General features: G+C 73.5%; 16 protein-coding genes. 14 read left to right on the forward strand and 2 right to left on the reverse strand.

Annotated features, from left to right (window positions below):
- The first annotated feature begins 11 nt into the window (after positions 1 to 11).
- From E6R60_RS08245 to E6R60_RS08255, 3 genes are all read left to right on the forward strand, one after another.
- A complete protein-coding gene (locus tag E6R60_RS08245) occupies positions 12 to 881 on the forward strand; it encodes a hypothetical protein (RefSeq protein WP_136325772.1) in 870 nt (289 codons plus the stop codon).
- A gap of 106 nt (positions 882 to 987) precedes the next feature.
- Entirely contained in the window at positions 988 to 1,755 is a 768-nt protein-coding gene (locus tag E6R60_RS08250; RefSeq protein WP_136325773.1) for an NPP1 family protein, read from the forward strand.
- Between the two features lie 54 nt (positions 1,756 to 1,809).
- Positions 1,810 to 3,996 carry an alpha-galactosidase gene (locus tag E6R60_RS08255; protein ID WP_136325774.1) on the forward strand — a complete coding sequence of 729 codons (2,187 nt, stop codon included), beginning with the start codon at positions 1,810 to 1,812 and terminating at the stop codon, positions 3,994 to 3,996.
- A gap of 305 nt (positions 3,997 to 4,301) precedes the next feature.
- On the opposite strand, the gene abc-f is transcribed toward E6R60_RS08255, so the two are convergent.
- Positions 4,302 to 5,936, reverse strand: coding sequence for a ribosomal protection-like ABC-F family protein (abc-f, locus tag E6R60_RS08260; RefSeq protein ID WP_136325775.1), 1,635 nt, complete (start codon positions 5,934 to 5,936; stop codon positions 4,302 to 4,304).
- 345 nt (positions 5,937 to 6,281) lie between these two features.
- Positions 6,282 to 7,949, reverse strand: a complete 1,668-nt coding sequence (locus tag E6R60_RS08265) for an IclR family transcriptional regulator C-terminal domain-containing protein (RefSeq protein ID WP_136325776.1) — start codon at positions 7,947 to 7,949, stop codon at positions 6,282 to 6,284.
- 181 nt (positions 7,950 to 8,130) lie between these two features.
- Between E6R60_RS08265 and E6R60_RS08270 the strand changes: the two genes are divergently transcribed.
- The 11 genes from E6R60_RS08270 to E6R60_RS08320 all read left to right on the forward strand — a co-directional run bounded on the left by E6R60_RS08270 (position 8,131) and on the right by E6R60_RS08320 (position 18,907).
- A complete protein-coding gene (locus E6R60_RS08270; RefSeq protein WP_136325777.1) occupies positions 8,131 to 8,916 on the forward strand; it encodes a CoA transferase subunit A in 786 nt (261 codons plus the stop codon).
- A complete protein-coding gene (locus tag E6R60_RS08275; protein ID WP_136325778.1) occupies positions 8,913 to 9,560 on the forward strand; it encodes a CoA transferase subunit B in 648 nt (215 codons plus the stop codon). The genes E6R60_RS08270 and E6R60_RS08275 overlap by 4 nt, the downstream gene beginning before the upstream one ends.
- A 41-nt stretch (positions 9,561 to 9,601) precedes the next feature.
- The gene (pcaH, locus tag E6R60_RS08280) at positions 9,602 to 10,396 is read left to right on the forward strand and encodes a protocatechuate 3,4-dioxygenase subunit beta (RefSeq protein WP_136325779.1); all 795 of its coding nucleotides are present in this window, start codon (positions 9,602 to 9,604) and stop codon (positions 10,394 to 10,396) included.
- A complete protein-coding gene (gene pcaG, locus E6R60_RS08285; RefSeq protein WP_136325780.1) occupies positions 10,396 to 10,998 on the forward strand; it encodes a protocatechuate 3,4-dioxygenase subunit alpha in 603 nt (200 codons plus the stop codon). The genes pcaH and pcaG overlap by 1 nt, the downstream gene beginning before the upstream one ends.
- The gene (gene pcaB, locus E6R60_RS08290) at positions 10,985 to 12,409 is read left to right on the forward strand and encodes a 3-carboxy-cis,cis-muconate cycloisomerase (protein WP_240802454.1); all 1,425 of its coding nucleotides are present in this window, start codon (positions 10,985 to 10,987) and stop codon (positions 12,407 to 12,409) included. Before pcaG ends, pcaB begins: the two co-directional genes overlap by 14 nt.
- A 110-nt stretch (positions 12,410 to 12,519) precedes the next feature.
- Positions 12,520 to 13,743, forward strand: a complete 1,224-nt coding sequence (gene pcaC, locus E6R60_RS08295; protein WP_136326018.1) for a 4-carboxymuconolactone decarboxylase — start codon at positions 12,520 to 12,522, stop codon at positions 13,741 to 13,743.
- 3 nt (positions 13,744 to 13,746) lie between these two features.
- Positions 13,747 to 14,922: a 4-hydroxybenzoate 3-monooxygenase gene (locus tag E6R60_RS08300; protein WP_136325782.1), complete on the forward strand. Its 1,176-nt coding sequence runs from the start codon at positions 13,747 to 13,749 to the stop codon at positions 14,920 to 14,922.
- Between the two features lie 24 nt (positions 14,923 to 14,946).
- Positions 14,947 to 15,849, forward strand: coding sequence for a LysR family transcriptional regulator (locus tag E6R60_RS08305; RefSeq protein ID WP_136325783.1), 903 nt, complete (start codon positions 14,947 to 14,949; stop codon positions 15,847 to 15,849).
- Between the two features lie 132 nt (positions 15,850 to 15,981).
- On the forward strand, positions 15,982 to 16,536 hold the full coding sequence (locus tag E6R60_RS08310) for a quercetin 2,3-dioxygenase (protein ID WP_168713562.1): 555 nt from the start codon (positions 15,982 to 15,984) through the stop codon (positions 16,534 to 16,536).
- Complete coding sequence (locus tag E6R60_RS08315; protein WP_240802455.1) at positions 16,533 to 17,570, forward strand: alpha/beta hydrolase; 1,038 nt, start codon at positions 16,533 to 16,535, stop codon at positions 17,568 to 17,570. Before E6R60_RS08310 ends, E6R60_RS08315 begins: the two co-directional genes overlap by 4 nt.
- A gap of 107 nt (positions 17,571 to 17,677) precedes the next feature.
- Positions 17,678 to 18,907, forward strand: coding sequence for an MFS transporter (locus E6R60_RS08320; protein WP_136325785.1), 1,230 nt, complete (start codon positions 17,678 to 17,680; stop codon positions 18,905 to 18,907).
- Positions 18,908 to 19,124: the final 217 nt, after the last annotated feature.

A 19,124-nucleotide genomic window follows, 5' to 3' on the forward strand; every position in this document is an offset into this window, starting at 1 on the left:
GACTGCCGTTCATGGCCGAACCCGCATACGTCGACGTCGTCTGGCAGCACCTGCGTCACGCGCTCGGGCCCGCTCCCGAACCCCGTCCGGCCGTCCTTCTGGACGTGCCGGACGGGACGGACTTCCGGGAACTGGTCGAGGAGATCTCCGGCAGGGCGGGGCACCCCCGCACGCTGATCGACGACGGCCGCAGGACGGTGCCGCTCAACGCGCGTACCGGACTCCCGCTCGTCGAGCCCTTCGGCGAGGACGTGCGCGAACTGCGCGCGTGGCCCTACTGGAACGACTGGATCGGGTGTGCCCGTGTGGTCCGGGCCGGACGCGAGCACACGGTCGCCGTGATCGCCCACCGCGCGGACCCGGCGGCGGAGGGGGTGCCCGAGGACGCCTCGTGGACCGAGAAGCTGCGTCTGGTCACCGGGTGGGAACCCGCTCCCCGTACCCCGGTCGACTGGCAGGCCGCCGAACAGGCCCTGGGTACGAGGCTCCCGGGCGACTACAAGGAGATCGTGGACCTCTTCGGGTGCGGCAGCTTCGACATGTACCTCGAACTGCTCGTCCCCGGCGTGCGCGGACTGGACCTGGTGGACTGGTCCTTGTCGGCCCGGGCTCACGGGGCTGACCTCTGGCGGCCCCATCCCGTCCATCCGGATCCCGCCGGTCTTCTGCGCTGGGGGGTCTCGGAGCAGGAGCTCGACTTCGTCTGGCAGACGGGCGCGGCCGATCCGGACGACTGGCCCGTACTCGTCCGCACGGACTTCGACACCTGGGAGCGCTACGAGTGCGGTGCGGGCGAGTTCCTCGTGCGTCTGCTCACCGACACGCGGCTCGGCCACCCCACCAGCCGCATAGCCGCCCACTGCTTCGTGGACTACGCGTGAGGACGGCGCGACGGAGACCACGCCGCAGGTGACGGGGTTCCCTGGGCCTCGTCATGGGCATGCCATGGCAGGGCCGTGTCCGGCAGGCGTGATCCAGGAGGAAGCAGTGAAGCACACAGGACGACTCCGCAACGCGTTACTCACCCTTTCCACGGCCACGGTGCTCGTCGTCGCCGCTTCCGGCAGTGCCTTCGCCGCCGTGCCGGGCGCGCTGCCGGCGCAGGCGGACGGGCTGGAGCAGACGTTCCAGCCCGCTTTCGACTACGACGGCGACGGCTGCTATCCGACCCCCGCCATCGGCGCCGACGGGGCCATCGCTCCCGGACTGAAGACCACGGGCGCCGTCAACGGCAGTTGCCACGACTCCTGGGACCTGGACAACACCAACGGCTACGCACGCTCCCTGTGCAACAACGGCTGGTGCGCCATCATGTACGGCCTCTACTTCGAGAAGGACCAGGCCGTGGCCGGAAGCGGTCTCGGCGGGCACCGTCACGACTGGGAGCACGTCGTGGTGTGGGTGCAGGACAACGAGGCGAAGTACGTGTCCACTTCCGCACACGGCGCCTTCCACGTGTACGGCCGGGACGCCATGCTCTGGGACGGGACACACCCCAAGGTCGTCTACCACAAGGACGGAATCGGGACGCACTGCTTCCGCCGCGCGACCACGGGCGACGAGCCGCCGGAGAACCACTACCACCAGTGGCAGTTCCCCGATCTGGTCGGCTGGAACGGCTACCCCGCCGGCATCCGGGAGAAGCTGGTGCAGGCCGACTTCGGCAGTGCCGTGTTCGGCCTGAAGGACGGCAACTTCGCCGCCCACCTGGACCGGGCGAAACCCGCCGGGATTCCCTTCGACCCCTACGCCTGACCGGACGAGGGGGCGGGGCGTGAGCGCCGCCCCCTCCTCCCGAGAGGACACGGCATGACCCGCAGCACCACCCGGATCGCGCACCTGCGCGCGGCCGGAGTGAGTTTCGTCGTCGAACTCCGCACCCCTGTGCCCCGCGTCCTGCACTGGGGGGAGGACCTCGGGGAGCTGACCGGCGAGGACCTCGCCTGCCTGGCACTGTCGGCGGAAGCCGCCTCGCTCCACAGCGCGCTCGACGAACCCCGGCAGTTCACCGTCTGGCCCACCCAGGCCGACGGCTGGTCGGGCACCCCCGCCCACGAGGGCCACCGGGGCGGGACGGCCACCACCCCCCGCATCTCGATGACCGCCGCCGAGGAGAGCCCGGACGCGCTGGTCATCGCGCTCAGGGACACCGACGCCGGGCTCGACCTCACCCTCACCTACCGGCTCGACCCCTCCGGCGTGCTGGCCGTGCGCACCCGGATGTCAGCCCCGGCCGACGCCCCCGCCCCCGCCCCCTACGACCTCGCCGCCACCACCGCCCTGCTCCCGCTGCCGAACCGGGCCCAGGAGATCCTGGACTTCACCGGCAAGTGGTGCCGCGAGCGCTCCCCCCAACGCGGGCGGCTCGCCTTCGCCGGACATGTCCGCGAGATCCGCCGGGGGCGCCCCGGTCCGGACGCGCCCCATCTGCTGACGGTCGGCGTGCCGGGATTCGGATTCCGCACGGGCGAGGTCTGGGCACTCCACGTCGGCTGGAGCGGCAACCAGCGCTGGCTCGCCGAACGGCTGCCCGAGGGCGCCGGAGTGCACGGGGGCGTCCTCGGCGGGGGCGAACTGCTCTCGCCCGGCGAGATCCGGCTGGCCCCGGGCGACAGCTACACCTCGCCCGAGTGCTACTTCGCCTGGTCCGCCGAGGGCCTGGACGGTCTCGCCGACCGCTTCCACACGATGCTCCGGGCCCGCCCCGGGCACCCGTCCACGCCGCGTCCCCTGACCCTGAACACCTGGGAGGCGGTCTACTTCGACCACCGGCCCGAACGGCTCCTGGCGCTGGCCGACGCCGCCGCCGAGGTCGGGGTGGAACGCCTCGTCCTGGACGACGGCTGGTTCCTCGGCCGGCGCGACGACACGGCCGGACTCGGCGACTGGACGGTCGACCCGCGGATGTGGCCCCAGGGGCTCACCCCGCTGGCGGACCGGGTGCACGCCCACGGCATGCAGTTCGGGCTCTGGGTGGAGCCGGAGATGGTGAACCTGCGGTCGCGCCTCGCGCGCGAGCACCCCGACTGGATCCTCGGCCCGTCCGCGGGCCTGGGGCCGAGCTCCCGCAACCAGTACGTGCTGAACGTGGCCCACGAGGAGGCGTTCGCGTACCTCCTGGAGGCGCTGGACGCCCTCGTCGCCGAATACCGCGTCGACTATCTCAAGTGGGACCACAACCGGGAACTGCACGAGGCCGTCCACCGCGACGCCCGCGGCGGTGACCGGCCCGGCGTGCACGCCCAGACCCGGGCCCTGTACCGCCTGATGGACACGCTCAAGTCGCGCCGGCCCGGCCTGGAGATCGAATCGTGCGCCGGCGGGGGCGGACGCGTCGACCTGGGCGTGCTCGCCCGCACGGACCGCGTGTGGGCCTCGGACTGCAACGATCCGGTGGAGCGCCAGGCCATCCAGCGCTGGACGGCCCAGCTGCTGCCGCCCGAGCTCATCGGGGCGCATGTCGGGGGCCCGCGCAGCCACACGACCGGCCGGGTCGCCGACGAGGCGTTCCGCCTGATCACCGCGTTGTTCGGGCACGCGGGCATCGAGGACGACCTGACGGCGCGCACCCCCGAGGAGCGGCAGGTGCTGACCAGGTGGGCGGCGCTGTACAAGGAGGTACGCGGTCTGCTGCACGGCGGACGGGTCGTCAGGGCGGACCTCGACGACGACGCGACGTCCCTGCACGGAGTCGTCGCACCGGACGCCGCCGCCGCGCTGTACTGCTGGGCACGGACGGAGACCTCCGTGCCGGCCCAGTCGGGCCGCGTCCGCCTCCCCGGCCTGACCCCGGGCCGCCCCTACCGGGTCCGCGTGCGCACGGAGGCCGGGCTGCCGTCCCTGCACCAGGTCACCGCTCCCGCCTGGTACCGGGCGGCGGTCGAGGGCTGGGCGCCGATGCCGGGCACGGTACTGACCCGCGCGGGGCTGCCGATGCCGACGCTCAACCCCGGGCAGGCCTTGCTGATCGAGGTCGTCGCCTCGGCCGTTCCCTAGGGGCTTCCGCTCCGGGCGCAGGGCGAGCTCCCGGCCCTGCCGGCGCCCGGGCAGCCGGCGGGCCGCGGCCAGGAGCCGTGACGGAGTCGACTTAGCGACTCTGTTCTCCCCGATCACGCCGATGCGGTGACCGGGCGCTGCGGTGAGGGACACCCCGTCGAGTGCACGCCGCCGGCCGAAAGCGCGGACGAGGTGGTGGGCGAGCAGGGTCGGCGGAGGTGGGGGCCGGGTCCTCGTCGCCTCCCGCGGCGCGGGCGGCCTGCCGGGTGAGGCCCGGACCCGGGCCGGGACGGCAGGTCGGCGCGTCACGTCCGCGGCGCGCCGGTCTCCACCAGTTCCCCGCCGGCCAGCCGCAGCCATCGGTCCACCCCGACCCGTTCGAGGAACCGCTCGTCGTGGCTGACGACCACGAACGCTCCCCGGTAGGAGCCCAGTGCGCCCTCCAGCTGACCGGCGCTGCCCAGGTCGAGGTTGTTCGTCGGCTCGTCCAGGAGCAGCAGTTGCGGGGCCGGCTCCGCGCACAGGACGCAGGCCAGCGTGGCCCGCAGCCGTTCGCCGCCGGACAACACCCCGACGGGGAGATGGGCGCGGTCGCCGCGGAAGAGGAAACGGGCGAGCAGGTTCATCCGCTCCGCCTCCGAGCGGTGCGGGGCGAACGCGGCGAAGTTCTCGGCCACGGTGCGGTCGAGGTCGAGCAGATCGAGGCGTTGCGAGAGATACGCGATCCGCCCCCCGGCCCGCCGGATCTCGCCGCCGTCCAGCGGGAGATCCCCGTTGATCAGTCGCAACAGGGTGCTCTTGCCCGCCCCGTTGGGGCCGGTGAGCGCGATGCGCTCGGGGCCCCGGATCGTCAGGTCGACGCCCTGGCCGGCGAACTGCTCCCGGTCGCCGAGGCGGACCCGCATCCGCTCACCCAGCAGGACGGTGCGCCCGGCGGGGACGTCGGTCTCCGGGAGGTCGAGGGTGATGCGCTGCTCGTCGCGGACGGCCCGGCCCGCCTCGTCGAGGCGCGCTCTGGCGTCGCCGACCCGGGCGGCGTGGGTCTGGCCGGCCCGGCCCGCGGACTCCTGGGCGCCCCGTTTCATGTTCCCGGCGAAGATGCGCGGAAGACCCGCGCTCTTGAGGTTGCGGGCCGCGTTGCTCGCCCGGCGCTCGGCCCGCTCACGGGCCTGCTGCAGCTCCCGCTTCTCCCGCTTCAGCTCCTGCTCGGCGCTGCGGACGTTCTTCTCGGCGACGTCCCGCTCCGCCTGGACGGACTCTTCGTATGCGGTGAAGTTGCCTCCGTACAGCCGGAGTTCGTCCGGATTGAGCTCGGCGATGCGGTCCATGCGGTCGAGCAGCACGCGGTCGTGGCTGACGAGCAGCAGGGCGCCGTTCCACGCTTCCAGGGCGTCGTGGAGGGTGCGGCGCGCGTCGATGTCCAGGTTGTTGGTCGGCTCGTCGAGCAGGAGGACATCGGGCCGCTTCAGCAACTGGGCGGCCAGCCCGAGCGACACGACCTGGCCGCCGCTGAGCGTGCCGATGGCGCGGTCGAGGGCGATGCCGTCCAGCCCGAGCCGGTCCAGCTGGGCGCGGGTGCGCTCCTCGATGTCCCAGTCGTCACCGATGACGGCGAAGTGGTCCTCGCCCACGTCGCCGGACTCGACGGCGTTGAGCGCGCGGATCACCGCGTCGACGCCCAGGACCTCGGCCACCGACAGCTCGCCGGTGAGGGGCAGGCTCTGCGGGAGATAGGCGAGCGTGCCGCCCACGGACACCGATCCGGAGGCGGGGCGCAGCTCGCCGGCGATCAGCTTGAGCAGCGTGCTCTTGCCCGATCCGTTGGGCGCGACGAGGCCGGTGCGGCCGGGTCCCACGGTGAACGACAGACCGGTGAAGACGGGCGTGTCATCGGGCCAGGAGAAGGAGAGGTTCGAGCAGATGATGGATGCGTCGGACATGCGGAAGACCTCGCGTGTGAAACCGGGGCCGACACGGAGCGCCGCCCCGGGGGACCGGCAGGAAGGGAACGACGAGACTGCCCCTGCGGTGGCGCCCCTGGGCGCCCGCGGTGGCCGATCGGCTCCGGGTCTCACCCGGAGATGTCGTCGTCGCCTGCCATGTCTGTTCTCCTCGGTACACGCTGAACGGCCCGACGATCTTAGCAGCCGAGCCGCGCCGGGGCTTGACGGTTCGCGCGTGCCCCTCGGGCGAACCGGTGACGGGCCCCTCGGGCGCGCCGGTGGGAAGGGGCCATGTCCGTTCCGGGCGCGGGACGGGGCGCGGCCGATCGGCGCCCCGTGCGCTCACATCGCCGGGACGCGTACGAACCGCTCGGTGATGTGCAGGTCGGCCTCGATGCGGGATGCCGTCGCGCGCAGCCGGGGCAGCACGTCCGTGACGCACTCCTCCCGTGTGCGGCTGCTGCTGTGCATGGCCACGTTGACCGCCGCCACGACGGTTCCCCGGCAGTCGTGGAGGGGGACGGCGACGGAACGCAGCCCCACCTCCAGCTCCTCGTCGACCAGCGCGTAACCGTCCTCCCGGACCCGGTCCAGGACGGTGCGCAGCTCGGCGGGCCCGGTGACGGTGTACGGGGTCAGGGCATGGGGCTCCGCCCCGGCGAGGCGGCTCTCGCGCTCCGCCGGGGGCAGCGCGGCAAGCAGGACGCGGCCCATCGAGGTCGCGTGTGCGGGGAAGCGGGTACCGACCGTGATGTTGACGTTCATGATGCGCCGGGTCGCCACGCGGCCGGTGTACTGGACGTCGCCGCCGATGAGGACCGCGAGCGAGACCGAGTCCCGGACCTGCCCGGTCAGCGCGGTCAGGTGCGGCTGCGCGATCTGCGGCAGGGTCGTGAGGGACAACGGCGGGTAGCCGAGGGCCAGGACGCGCGGGGTGAGGTGGTGGGCCCGCCCCTGCGCGGTGACGTAACCCAGGTGCTCCAGGGTGATCAGCGCGCGCCGGGCGGTCGCCCTGGCCAGTCCGGTGGTGCGCGCCACATCGGTCAGCGTCAGCGCGTCCCGGCCCTCGCCGAGGGCGGCGAGCACGGTCAGTCCGCGTGCGAGCGACTCGTTGAACTCCCGGCCCAGTTCCTGCTTGGAGGCGCCCGTCCAAGAGGCCAGCGCCGCGGGGGAGTCCGGGGCGACGGCGGGAGGCGCCTGCCGGAGGTCCTGTTCCATCGCCGCGGCGGCCGCCAGCAGCCGGGGCAGCAGAGTGTCGCGCAGGGAGGCTGCGGTGTGCCGGCTGGTGTGGCTCACGACGCTGACGAAGCAGGCCACTTCGCCGTCGGCGGCGCGGACCGGCACCGCGAGGGCGACGAGACCCGGCTCGATCGACTGGTCGTCGAGCGCCCAGCCGTCGTGACGCGCCCGTTCCGTACGCACGGAGAAGTCCTTCTCCGCCATGGGCGGGGACGGGGGGACCGCCGTGAAGGCCAGACCGTCGGGGTCCGAGGCCCGCTGCTCGCGCCACCGCCGCCACTGGTGTGCGTCCCAGCCGGCTGCCAGCAGCGGTCCCGGGGCGGTGCGTTCGGCGGGCAGCAGGTCGCCGATGCGGAAGCTCAGGGACATCGCGCGGCGCCGCGTGGCCTGATGGATGAAACGGATGCCGTCGCCGTCGCCGACCGCCAGGGACACCGACTCGTCGAGTTCGTCGGCCAGCGCGTCGGCGCGCGCGCCGAGCAGCGACGGGAGGCGGAGTGCGGAGAGATAGGCGTTGCCCAGTTCCATCAGGCGCGGGGCGAGCGTGACGTCGCGGCCGTCGACGCGTACGTACTCCATGCGGGCCAGGGTGGCGGTGATCCGGTCGACCGTGGACCGGGCCAGACCGGTGGTGCGCTCGATGGCGCTGGGGCTCATCGTCCCGCCCTCGTCGGTGAGCCGGCGCAGGACCGCGATGCCGCGCATGAGCGGGGCGACGGCCTCGGCCGGCGCCGGCGTCTCGGCCGGCTGAAGCGTGTGGGGCGGTGGCATGGTCTCTCCGTCGGGCGTCGTGAGGACACAAGTATGAACACCGGCGGCGGGGGCGGCGGTCCGGCTGGGGTGGCCGCCGACCGTTGACAGGGCTCCGGGCGGGCGGCAGACTCCGTGCCGAGCATAGTGAAAGAAACTTCACTATGCGAACAAGTTCTGTGAACGAGTGAGGAACGGTCCCATGGACAAGGTGGTCGCCTCCGCCGCGCAAGCCGTGGCCGACGTGCCGGACGGCGCCTCGGTCGCGGTGGGCGGCTTCGGACTCAGCGGCGTCCCCGACGCCCTGATCGCGGCCCTCCACGAGCGGGGGACCAGGGACCTGCGCGTCGTGTCCAACAACTGCGGCGCGCAGGACTCCGGGCTGGCGGTCCTGCTCTCCGCGGGCCGGATCAGCCGGGTCACCGGCTCGTACATCGGCGGCAACAAGGAATTCGGCCGCCAGTACCTGGCCGGTGAACTGGAACTCGAACTGATCCCGCAGGGCACCCTCGCCGAACGCCTGCGCGCCGGCGGCTCGGGCATCCCCGCGTTCTACACCCCGGCCGGAGTCGGCACCCTGGTCGCCGACGGCGGAATGCCCTGGCGCTACGACGGCCGGGGCGGCGTGGCGGTTGCCTCGCCGGCCAAGGAGGTTCGCGACTTCGACGGCACCCCCTACGTCCTGGAGCGCGGCATCCGCACCGACTTCGCGCTCGTCAGGGCGGCCAAGGGCGACCGGCACGGGAACCTCGTCTTCAACAAGGCGTCCCGCAACTTCAACCCCCTCGCCGCCATGGCGGGCCGCATCACGGTCGCCGAGGTCGAGGAACTGGTCGAGCCCGGCGAGATCGACCCCGACCACGTCCACCTGCCCGGCATCTTCGTGCGGCGCGTGGTCGCGCTCACCCCGGAGCAGGCGGCCGCCAAGAGGATCGAGCAGCGCACCGTGACACCACGGACCACCCCGGACGAGGACGGCCGCCGATGAGCTGGAACCGCCAGGAGATGGCCGCCCGCGCGGCCGCGGAGCTCCGCGACGGCGAGTACGTCAACCTGGGCATCGGCCTTCCGACACTGATCCCCAACCACCTGCCCGACGGGGTGCACGTCGTCCTCGAATCCGAGAACGGCATTTTGGGAACCGGACCCTTCCCGTACGACGAGGACGTCGACCCCGACCTGATCAACGCGGGCAAGGAGACGGTGACCGTCCTGCCGGGCGCCTCGTTCTTCGACTCGGCGCTCTCCTTCGGCATGATCCGCGGCGGCCACATCGGTACGGCCGTGCTCGGTGCCATGCAGGTGTCCGCCGGCGGCGACCTCGCCAACTGGGCCGTCCCCGGCAAGCTCGTCACCGGGATCGGCGGCGCCATGGACCTCGTGCACGGCGCCCGCCGGGTCATCGTGACGATGACCCACACCGCCAAGGACGGCAGCCCGAAGATCGTCGAGGAGTGCACCCTGCCGCTCACCGGCCGCGCCTGCGTCCACCGGATCATCACGGACCTGGCGGTGCTCGACGTGACCCCCGACGGGCTCGTCCTGGTGGAGACCGCGCCGGGCGTCGACACCGACGAGGTGATCGCCCGGACCGCCGCCCCGGTCCGCGCCGCCGAAACGGCCGAACGGTGAGCGGGCAGCCGCCCCGTACCGGAAAGGAAGGAGCCCCACCCATGACCGCACCCGCCCAGGCCGCCCCCCGCACACCGACCCAGGCCGCCATCACCGCCGAGATCACCGCCGCACGCGAGGACTACGCCGCATCACTGGCGGGCGGCGCACCCGTGCGCCCGCACCCCGCCCGGGACTACGCCCCCTACCGCAGCAGCACCCTGCGCCACCCGAAGCGTCCGCTGATCGCCGCGGGCGCGGACCCGGAGGCCGTCGAGCTGACCGGCCCGGTCTTCGGCGTCACCGACGTCACCGAACTCGACCACGACCTGACACGGCAGCACCACGGAGAACCGCTGGGGGAGCGGATCACGGTCACCGGGCGGGTCCTCGACCGGTCGGGCCGCCCCGTGCGCGGCCAGCTCGTCGAGATCTGGCAGGCCAACGCGTCGGGCCGCTACGCCCACCTGCGCGACCAGCACCCCGCGCCCCTCGACCCCAATTTCACCGGCGTGGGCCGCTGCCTCACCGACGACCGGGGCGCGTACTCCTTCGTCACGGTCAAGCCCGGCGCCTACCCGTGGCGCAACCACACCAACGCCTGGCGCCCCGCGCACATCCACTTCTCCCTGTTCGGGGACGCGTTCACGCAGCGGCTGATCACCCAGATGTACTTCCCGGGCGACCCGCTCTTCGCCTACGACCCGATCCTCCAGTCCGTCACCGACGACGACGCCCGCGGCCGTCTCGTCGCGGCGTACGACCACGACCTGTCCACGCCCGAACGGTCGCTCGGCTACCGCTGGGACATCGTCCTCGACGGCCCGTCCGCCACCTGGACCGAGGAGGGACTCTGATGTCCGCCGCCCCGTCCGCCTCCGCCCGCGGAGAGTTCCTGCCCACGCCCTCCCAGACCGTCGGCCCCTTCTACGGGTACGCACTCCCCTTCGCGGGCGGCGGCGACCTCGCGTCCGCCGGGCACCCGGACACCGTGGTCCTGCACGGCCAGGTCCTCGACGGGGCCGGTGCGCCGGTGCCCGACGCCCTCGTCGAGGTGTGGCAGCCCGCCCCCGACGGCTCCCGGCACGGGGCGCCCGGATCCCTGCGCCGCGACCCCGTCACCGGCGTGGTCATCGGCCGCCACGGTGTCGCGTTCACCGGCTTCGGCCGGGTCGCGACGGACGCCGACGGCCACTACACCGTCAGGACGCTGCCGCCGGGCGGAGTCCCGTACCTCGCGATCGTGGTCTTCGCCCGGGGCCTGACCCACCACCTGCACACCCGGGCCTATCTGCACGACGCCGACGGCCTCGCACAGGACCAGCTGCTCGCGGGTCTTCCCGAGGCGCGGAGGGCCACGCTCCTCACCACGCCGGAGGAGACCGGCATCCACCGATTCGACATCCGCCTGCAGTACGACGGCGTACATGAGGAGACGGTCTTCCTTGACTTCGGCTGACGCTGCGGCGGACGTCGGCCTGCTGGCGCCGGTGCGCGCCGGCACCGCCGTCGAGGACGCGACGGGCGACGCGGCGTACGTACGGGCCCTGCTCGCCGCCGAGACGGCGCTCGTCCGCGCCCAGGAATCGCTGGGCCACGCCCCGCCAGGGACGGCGGAAGCCGTCGCCTCGGTCACGGCCGACGCGGCCCGGTTCGACCCGCGCTCCCTGGCGCTGCGGGCCCGATCCGGCGGCAACCCGGTCATCCCGCTGGCCGCCGACCTGACGGACGCCGTCGCCGAACGCTCCCCCGGGGCCGCCGTACACGTCCACCGGGGCGCGACCAGCCAGGACATCCTCGACACCGCCGCCATGCTGGTGGCGTCCGAGGCCCTGCGCCTGATCCTGGCCGACCTGGACCGTGCCGCCGCCGCGCTGGCGACGATCGCCGCCGAACACCGCGACACACCCATGGCGGGCCGCACCCTCACCCAGCACGCCGTGCCGACGGCCTTCGGGCTCAAGGCGGCGGGCTGGCGCAGTCTGCTCCTCGACGCCCGCGACCGGCTCGCGGCGGTCCGGGCCGCGCTGCCGGTCCAACTGGGCGGCGCAGCCGGGACCCTGGCGGCGTTCTCGGCGTTCGCAGGACCCGGAGAGGCCGGCGTCCCGGGCGGCGCTGCCCGGGACGGTGATCCCGGAATGGCGCTCATCGAGGCGTACGCCCACGCCACCGGACTGGCCGCGCCCCCGCTGCCCTGGCACACCCTGCGCACGCCGGTCGCCGACCTCGGCGGGGCCCTGGCCTTCACCGCCGGAGCGCTCGGAAAACTCGCCGCGGACGTCCTCGTCCTCTCCCGCACCGAGATCGGCGAGGTCTCCGAGAGCGCCGGCGGAGGATCGTCGGCGATGCCGCACAAGGCCAATCCGGCCCGCGCCGTCCTCATCGCCGCGGCCGCCCGCCAGGTCCCCGCGCTGGCAGGGATCCTGTACGGGGCACTCGCAGCCGAGGACGAGCGCCCGCCCGGAGCGTGGCACGCCGAATGGCAGACCCTGCGGGAGGCCCTGCGCACCGTGGGCGGAGCCGCCGACGCCGCGGCCGCGCTGGCCGGAGGGCTGCGCGTCCACCCCGGGCGGATGCGCGAGAACCTCGGCGCGACCGGCGGGCTGATCGTCAGCGAACGGCTCGTCGCCGTCCTCTCGCCCAGGACCGGACGGGCCGAGGCCCGCACGGCGGTGACCGAGGGAGCCGCCCGTGCGGCCCGCGAGGGAATCCACCTCCACGAAGCCCTGGCCCAGGACCCCGCACTGGCGGGCGTCGTGACGCCGGACGAGCTGAGGAACCTCACCGATCCGTCCGGATACACCGGGGCGGCCGGCCTCCTCACCGACCGGGCCCTGCGCCGCGGCAACGAGGGGGCGGCGCCGCGATGACGCGCAGGCCGCACCCCGACGCCCCGATCCGCAACCGCCGCCCGCCCCCGCACCGCGTCCGTCCGGCGGCCGCCGCCCACACCGCCGGCACCGGCCGGTCCAGGAGCGCCATGACCCTCCCGAACCCCTCCACCCCTCCCGCCGCGCGTCTTCTCCACCACCAGGTGGACGGCCCCTCGGCCGGACCGCCGCTGTTCCTCGGGCCCTCGCTCGGCACCGCACTGTCCGTCTGGGACGCGCAGATCGCCGGACTGGCCCGCGACCACCGCGTCGTCCGCTGGGACCTGCCCGGCCACGGCGGCACGCCCGCCGCGCTGTTCCCCGCCGGCGGCGGCATCGCCGAACTGGGCCGTCAGGTGCTCCGCCTCGCCGACGCCCTGGGCGTCGAGCGGTTCGCGTACGCGGGCATCTCGCTCGGCGGCGCGGTGGGGAGCTGGCTGGCCGTCCACCACCCCGACCGCGTCACCTCGCTCGCGCTCGTGTGCTCCTCGGCGCGTTTCGGCGAGCCGCGGGCGTGGCACGAACGCGCCGCCCTCGTACGGGCCGGAGGCATCGCCCCGGTGGCCGACACCGCGGCGGCCCGGTGGTTCACCGCGGGCTTCGCCGGCAGCTCCGCGGCCCGTACGCTCCTGGCCGGCCTGCGCGAGGAGGTCGACCCCCACGCGTACGCCGCCCTGTGCGAGGCGCTCGCCACACACGACCTGCGCGGCCGACTGGCGGGCATCACCGCCCCCACACTCGTCGTGGCGGGCCGCGACGACCCCGCGACCCCGGTCGCCCACGCCCGCGAACTGGCCGACGCCGTGCGCGGTTCGACCCTGGTCGAGCTCCCGGGCGCCTCCCACCTCGCCAACGTCGAGCGGCCCGGAGCCGTCACCGCCGCGCTGCTCAGCCACTTCGCGGCCGGAGCCGGAGCCGGAGCCGGAGCCGGAGCCGGCGACGACGCCTCCCGGCACGCCGCTGGCCTTGCGGTGCGCCGCAGCGTCCTGGGTAACGCGCACGTCGACCGGGCCCTCGCCCGGACCACGCCCTTCACCGCCGTCTTCCAGGACTTCCTCACCCGCTACGCCTGGGGCGAGGTGTGGACCCGGCCCGGTCTGGACCACCGGACCCGGCGCTGCCTCACCCTGACCGCTCTGGTGGCGCTCGGCCACCACGAGGAACTCGCCATGCACCTGAGGGCCGCCCTCGTCAGCGGCGACCTCACCCCGGAGGACGTCCAGGAGGTCCTGCTCCAGGCTGCCGTCTACTGCGGAGTCCCGGCGGCCAACGGCGCGTTCGCCGCTGCTGACCGGATCCTCGCCGAAATCACCCATGCCGCACAGGAGAAGTAGCCCATGCACACGACCGTAGGGATCATCGGCGGCGGACCGGCGGGGCTGCTGCTCGCCCGTCTGCTGCACCGCGCGGGCGTCGACTGCGTCGTCCTGGAGAGCCGCGACCGCGCCTACGTCGAACAGCGCCAGCGCGCCGGAATTCTCGAACAGCCCACCGTCGACGCGCTCCGCGAGGCCGGAGCCGCCCAGCGCCTCGACGCCGAGGGACTGGTGCACGACGGCATCGAGCTCCGCTGGGACCGACGCGTCCACCGCGTCGACTTCCCCTCGCTCACCGGCGGCCGCCGGGTGTGGGTCTACGCCCAGACCGAGGTCGTCAAGGACCTCATAGCTCTGCAACTCGCCGACGGGGCACCGCTGTTCTTCGAGGCGAGGGTCGCGTCGGTCGAAGCCGCCGACACCGACCGGCCCACCGTCCACTACACCCACGAGGGCCGCGAGGAGGTGCTCACCTGCGACTACGTGGTGGGCTGCGACGGATTCCACGGCGTCACCCGCGCCGCGATCCCGGCCGCGGTGCGGCGGACGTACGACCGGGTGTACCCGTACTCCTGGCTGGGGATCCTGGCCGACGTGCCCCCGTCCTGCGACGAACTGATCTACGCCCACTCGCCGCGCGGCTTCGCGCTGCACAGCATGCGGTCGCCCGAGGTCAGCCGGCTCTACCTCCAGGTACCCAACGGCACCGACCCCGCCGACTGGACCGACGAGCGGATCTGGGACGAACTCGACGCCCGCTTCGCCGTCGACGGGGACTGGACGCTGCGACGCGGCCCCATCACGGCGAAGTCGGTTCTGCCGATGCGCAGTTCCGTCACCGAACCCATGCGGTACGGCCGGGTCTTCCTCGCCGGGGACGCCGCCCATATCGTTCCGCCCACCGGAGCGAAGGGGCTCAATCTGGCGGCGGCCGACGTCGCCGTGCTGGCCCGCGCCCTGGTACGTCAGCACACGACCGGGTCCGCCGACCTGCTGGAGGCCTACTCCGACACCTGCCTGAGCCGGGTCTGGCGGGCCGAGCACTTCTCGTACTTCATGACCACCGCCCTCCACACCGACCCGGAACAGAGCGGCTTCGACACGCGGCTGCAGATCGCGCAGCTGGACAGGATCGCCTCCTCGCCGCATGCCGCAGCCGAACTCGCGCAGAACTACGCGGGCCTGCCCCTGCCGTAGTTTCGTCCCACCAGGAGGATCTCCGTGGACCTGACGGTCCAGCAACTGCGGTACTTCGTCGCCGTGGCACGCGAACTCCACTTCGCCCGTGCCGCGCAGGCGCTGCGCATCTCCGCCCCGTCGCTGAGCCAGCAGATCGCAGCGCTGGAACGGAAGGTCGGCGGCCCGTTGTTCCGGCGTGACGCGCGCCGCGTCGAACTGACCGAACTGGGAACCGAGTTGCTGCCCAAGGCCGGGCGCTCCATCGCGGCGCTCGACGACGTGGTGTCCTGGGCCGAGGAACGGCGGGCGGGCGGGGCGGTGGTGCGCGTCGGCCTCGTCGTCGGGAGCCGCATCGCCTCGGTCATCCTGAGCGAGGCCGCGCGAGCCTTCCCCGGTATCCGGTGGAAGATCACCCGACTGGGCTTCGACGGCTCCCTGACCGCGCTGCGGACGAGCCGGGTCGATGTGGTCCTGGCGCCGGCCATGTCGGCCCCCTCGGGCCCGGATCTGCACGCGGTGCCTCTCTGGTCCGAGGGCAGGGTGCTGGTGGTCGGCGCCGGTCATCCGCTGGCGGGCCGTGACAGCGTCACCGTGGACGAGGTGGCGGACGAGCACTTCGTCGCGACCCTGGGCGACGAGGCGCTCACCGACTGGCTGGGACTGCCGCGCAGTGACGGGTTCACGCCCAAGGTCGCGTACGTGGCCGCCACGTTCGAGGAGGTCCTCGACATCTGCTCGGCAGGGCTCGGCGTCAACATCGCCGGCGCCGGAGCGGTCTCCGGTTCGCCCCGGCCCGGTGTCGTGTTCGTGCCGGTGCGAGGACTGCCCGACGCGACGGTCCACCTGCTCCGGCCGGCCAGGACACCCTCGGCGGCGGTCCTGGCCGTCGAGGAACTCGCCGTACGCGTGGCTCGCCGCGAGACCGCCCGGGATGCGGATGGCTGAGGAGTCCAGCACCCTTCTGACCTGCAAGATGAGGTTCTTCCTCATGATGCTTGGGGGAGGAAGTCGTGGCTCCGGGGCAGGCCGGTCAGCAGACTCGATCACACGCGCACCCACCCACCCCTTGGAGCACCTGTGACCTTTGATCACGTCGCCGACCGCCCGAAGCCTTCCTGGGAAGGAGTTCTTCCCGGACGTCCCGCCCCCTTCTTCCTGGAGGACGGGGACGGCGAACGGGCCAGACTGTTCGACAGTGTCGTGACGGTCCTGCTCTCGGCGGACGAGACGGAGGGCCAGTTCGGGGTCTTCACCACCCGCCAGCCCAAGGGCGACCTCATCGTCGCGCACTCCCACGAGGACGTGCACGAGATCTTCTACGTCGTCGAAGGCGCCGCCCGCGTCTTCCTCGAACATCCCGACGGCCGCCAGGAGAGCAAGTTGCTGCTCCCCGGCGACTTCGGCTACGTCCCGGCGGGCATCGTCCACTCGTACCGCACCGAAGGCGAGTACAACAAGATTCTCGGCGTCTCCACCGGCGGGTTCGAGCGCTTCTTCCAGGCGCTGGGCGACCTGACCGAGGAACGGGACGTGCCGGCCGTGCCCTTCATCCCCTCCCCGGAGCGGATGCGGCAGGCGTTCACCCGCTACCGGAACATTCCGGCCCCGGGCCAGCAGTGGGAGGGCGCGTGAGCGGGCGAGCGGAGGCGGACGGCCGGGCCGTCGCGGAACAGCGCGGCCGCAACGCGCACCTGATGCAGACGTACGTCGAGGGCCTGGCCTCGACCACGCCACCGGGGCCGACGGCGCCCGTACCCCCCGTGACCGTGCTGCGTGATCTCGTCTTCTCCGAGCCCGGCACCGGCGGTGGACTGAGACTGGACCTGTACCTGCCCGAGGGGGTGCCGGGGCCGCGGCCCGTCATCGTCTGGCTGCCCGGCGGCGGATGGCAGCGGGCCGCCCGGGGCATGGGCCCTCACCTGGGACGCCTCTTCGCGCAACGCGGGTACGCCATGGCGGACGTCGAGTACCGGTCGAGCCGCACTGCCGTCTGGCCCGCCCAACTGCACGACGTGAAAGCCGCCGTGCGCTACCTGCGCTCGGTGGCGGAGGTCCGGGGCCTGGACGCGGAACGCATCGGCGTCTGGGGAAGCTCGGCCGGCGGCCACCTGGCCGCACTCCTCGGACTGACCGGCGGTGACCCGGAGTGGGAGGGGAACGGCGGCCACGCCGCGTACAGCAGCGAGGTCCGCGCGGTCGTCGACGGCTACGGTCCCACCGATCTCCCGCACATGGACGCCGACAGCCCGCCGGGCGGGGTCGTCAACGACATCGACCCGGCGTCCCCGCCCTGGGGGCTGCTCGGCGGGCCGACGACCGACCATCCCGAACGCGCGCACCAGGCAAGCCCCGTGAGCCATGTGCACGGTCCCGCCGCCCCCTTCCTCATCCTGCACGGAGACGCCGATCTCCTGGTCGGGCCCGCGCAGAGCCAACGGCTGTTCGACGCGCTGCACGAGGTGGGCGGCGAGGCCACCCTCGTATCGGTCCACGGCACCGGACACGGCTTCTTCAACACCGACGCCCTGGAGCGGACGCCGCCGCTGCCCACGACCGTGCGGGCCACCCGGTGCGGCGACCGCGCCCCCGACCGCGCCGGTGTGCTCACCTCCGGCCTCGTCGAGCGGTTCTTCGACCGGCACCTGCGCCGGCACTTCTCCGACTGAGCGGCCGGGGCGAGCGGAGACGGAGGGGGAGAAGCGGAAAGTGGCCCACTCACAAGGCATGGGATTGCCCCAGGTGAGTGAGCCGCTTCCCGCGTATCGTCAGGGCCATGCCGAACTTCCTGCCGCCGACCGGGCCACAACGCACCCTCTCGCTCGCCCAGTTGAGCAACTCCGTCGGTGACGGTGCGTACTACGTCACCTCGGCTCTCTACTTCACCCATGTGGTCGGCCTCGCTCCCGCCCGGATCGGGCTCGGGCTCACCGTCGCCTGGGCGGTCGGGTCCGTCGTCGGCGTGCCGCTCGGGCGGCTCGCGGACCGCCGGGGCCCGAGGGGAACGGCGGTCCTGCTCGCCCTCGCCACCGGTGCCGCGGTCGCCTCCTTCCTCGTCGTCAGGGACTTCGCGCCGTTCCTCGCGGCGGCCTGCCTCTACGCCACGGCGCAATCGGGGCTCGCCGCCGCCCGTCAGGCGCTGCTCGCGGGCCTCGTCACCCAGGAGGAGCGCACCGGGGCGCTCGCCCATCTGCAGTCGACGCTCAACGCGGGCCTGGCCGTGGGCGCCGCACTCGGCGGCTTCGCGCTGTCCGCCGGAACGACGACGGCGTTCCTCACCGTGTTCGCCGTCGACGCGGCGAGCTTTCTGATCTGCGCGCTCGTCCTGCTCCGGCTGCCCTCCGTCGCCGCCGTGCCCGGTGACCGGGGCGCGAAGCTCTCGGTGCTGCGGGACCGGCCGTACGCCGTCATCACGCTCCTCAACACCGTGCTGCTCCTGAGGATGCCGCTGCTCAGCCTCGGCCTGCCGCTGTGGATCACCGAGCGGACCGAGGCCCCCGAGTGGGTGGTCTCCGCGCTCTTCGTGCTCAACACCGGTGCCGTGATGCTCTTCCAGGTCCGCACCGCCCGCTCCGTGAACGGCATCTCCACAGCCGCCCGCGCGCTGCGCCGGTCCGGCGCGCTCATGCTCCTCACCTGCGCGGTCTTCGCCCTGTCGGCGGCGGACTCCCCATGGATCGCCGTGACCGCCCTCGCCGCCGGCTCCGTCCTGCTGGTCGCCGCCGAGATGCTGCACTCGGCCGGCTCCTGGCAGCTCTCCTTCGATCTGGCGCCGACGGGGCGCACCGGGGAGTACCAGGGCTTCTTCGGCACCGGTGTGACCGTCGCGCGCACGCTGGGGCCCCTGCTGCTCACCGCACTGCTGGTCGGGTGGGGCACGGCGGGCTGGCTCCTGCTCGGCGTGACGGTCCTCGCCGCCTCGTACGCGCTGGGACCCGCGGCCCGGTGGGCAGCGGGGACGCGTCAGGAGCCCGCCCCCGCACCGGTCGTCGCGCAAGGCGTCTGAACACGTGCCCGGACCGCTCGGGCGGCGGCCTCGGCGGGCGGATCCGGGACCGCCCGCAGGGCGCCCGGGCGGGCGGCTTCCGAAGCACCGCCCGCCCGGGGCCGGGACGCCGAGGCCGTGTCGCCCGATTGGCGGCCCCCGGCGGGCGGCGCTAACGTCGGTGGAGTGAACGACTGCGTGCACTGACGGACTGCGTGCACCGACGGCTCGGGTCCTC

This window comes from Streptomyces sp. A0642 (assembly GCF_004795105.1).
Classification (GTDB): domain Bacteria; phylum Actinomycetota; class Actinomycetes; order Streptomycetales; family Streptomycetaceae; genus Streptomyces.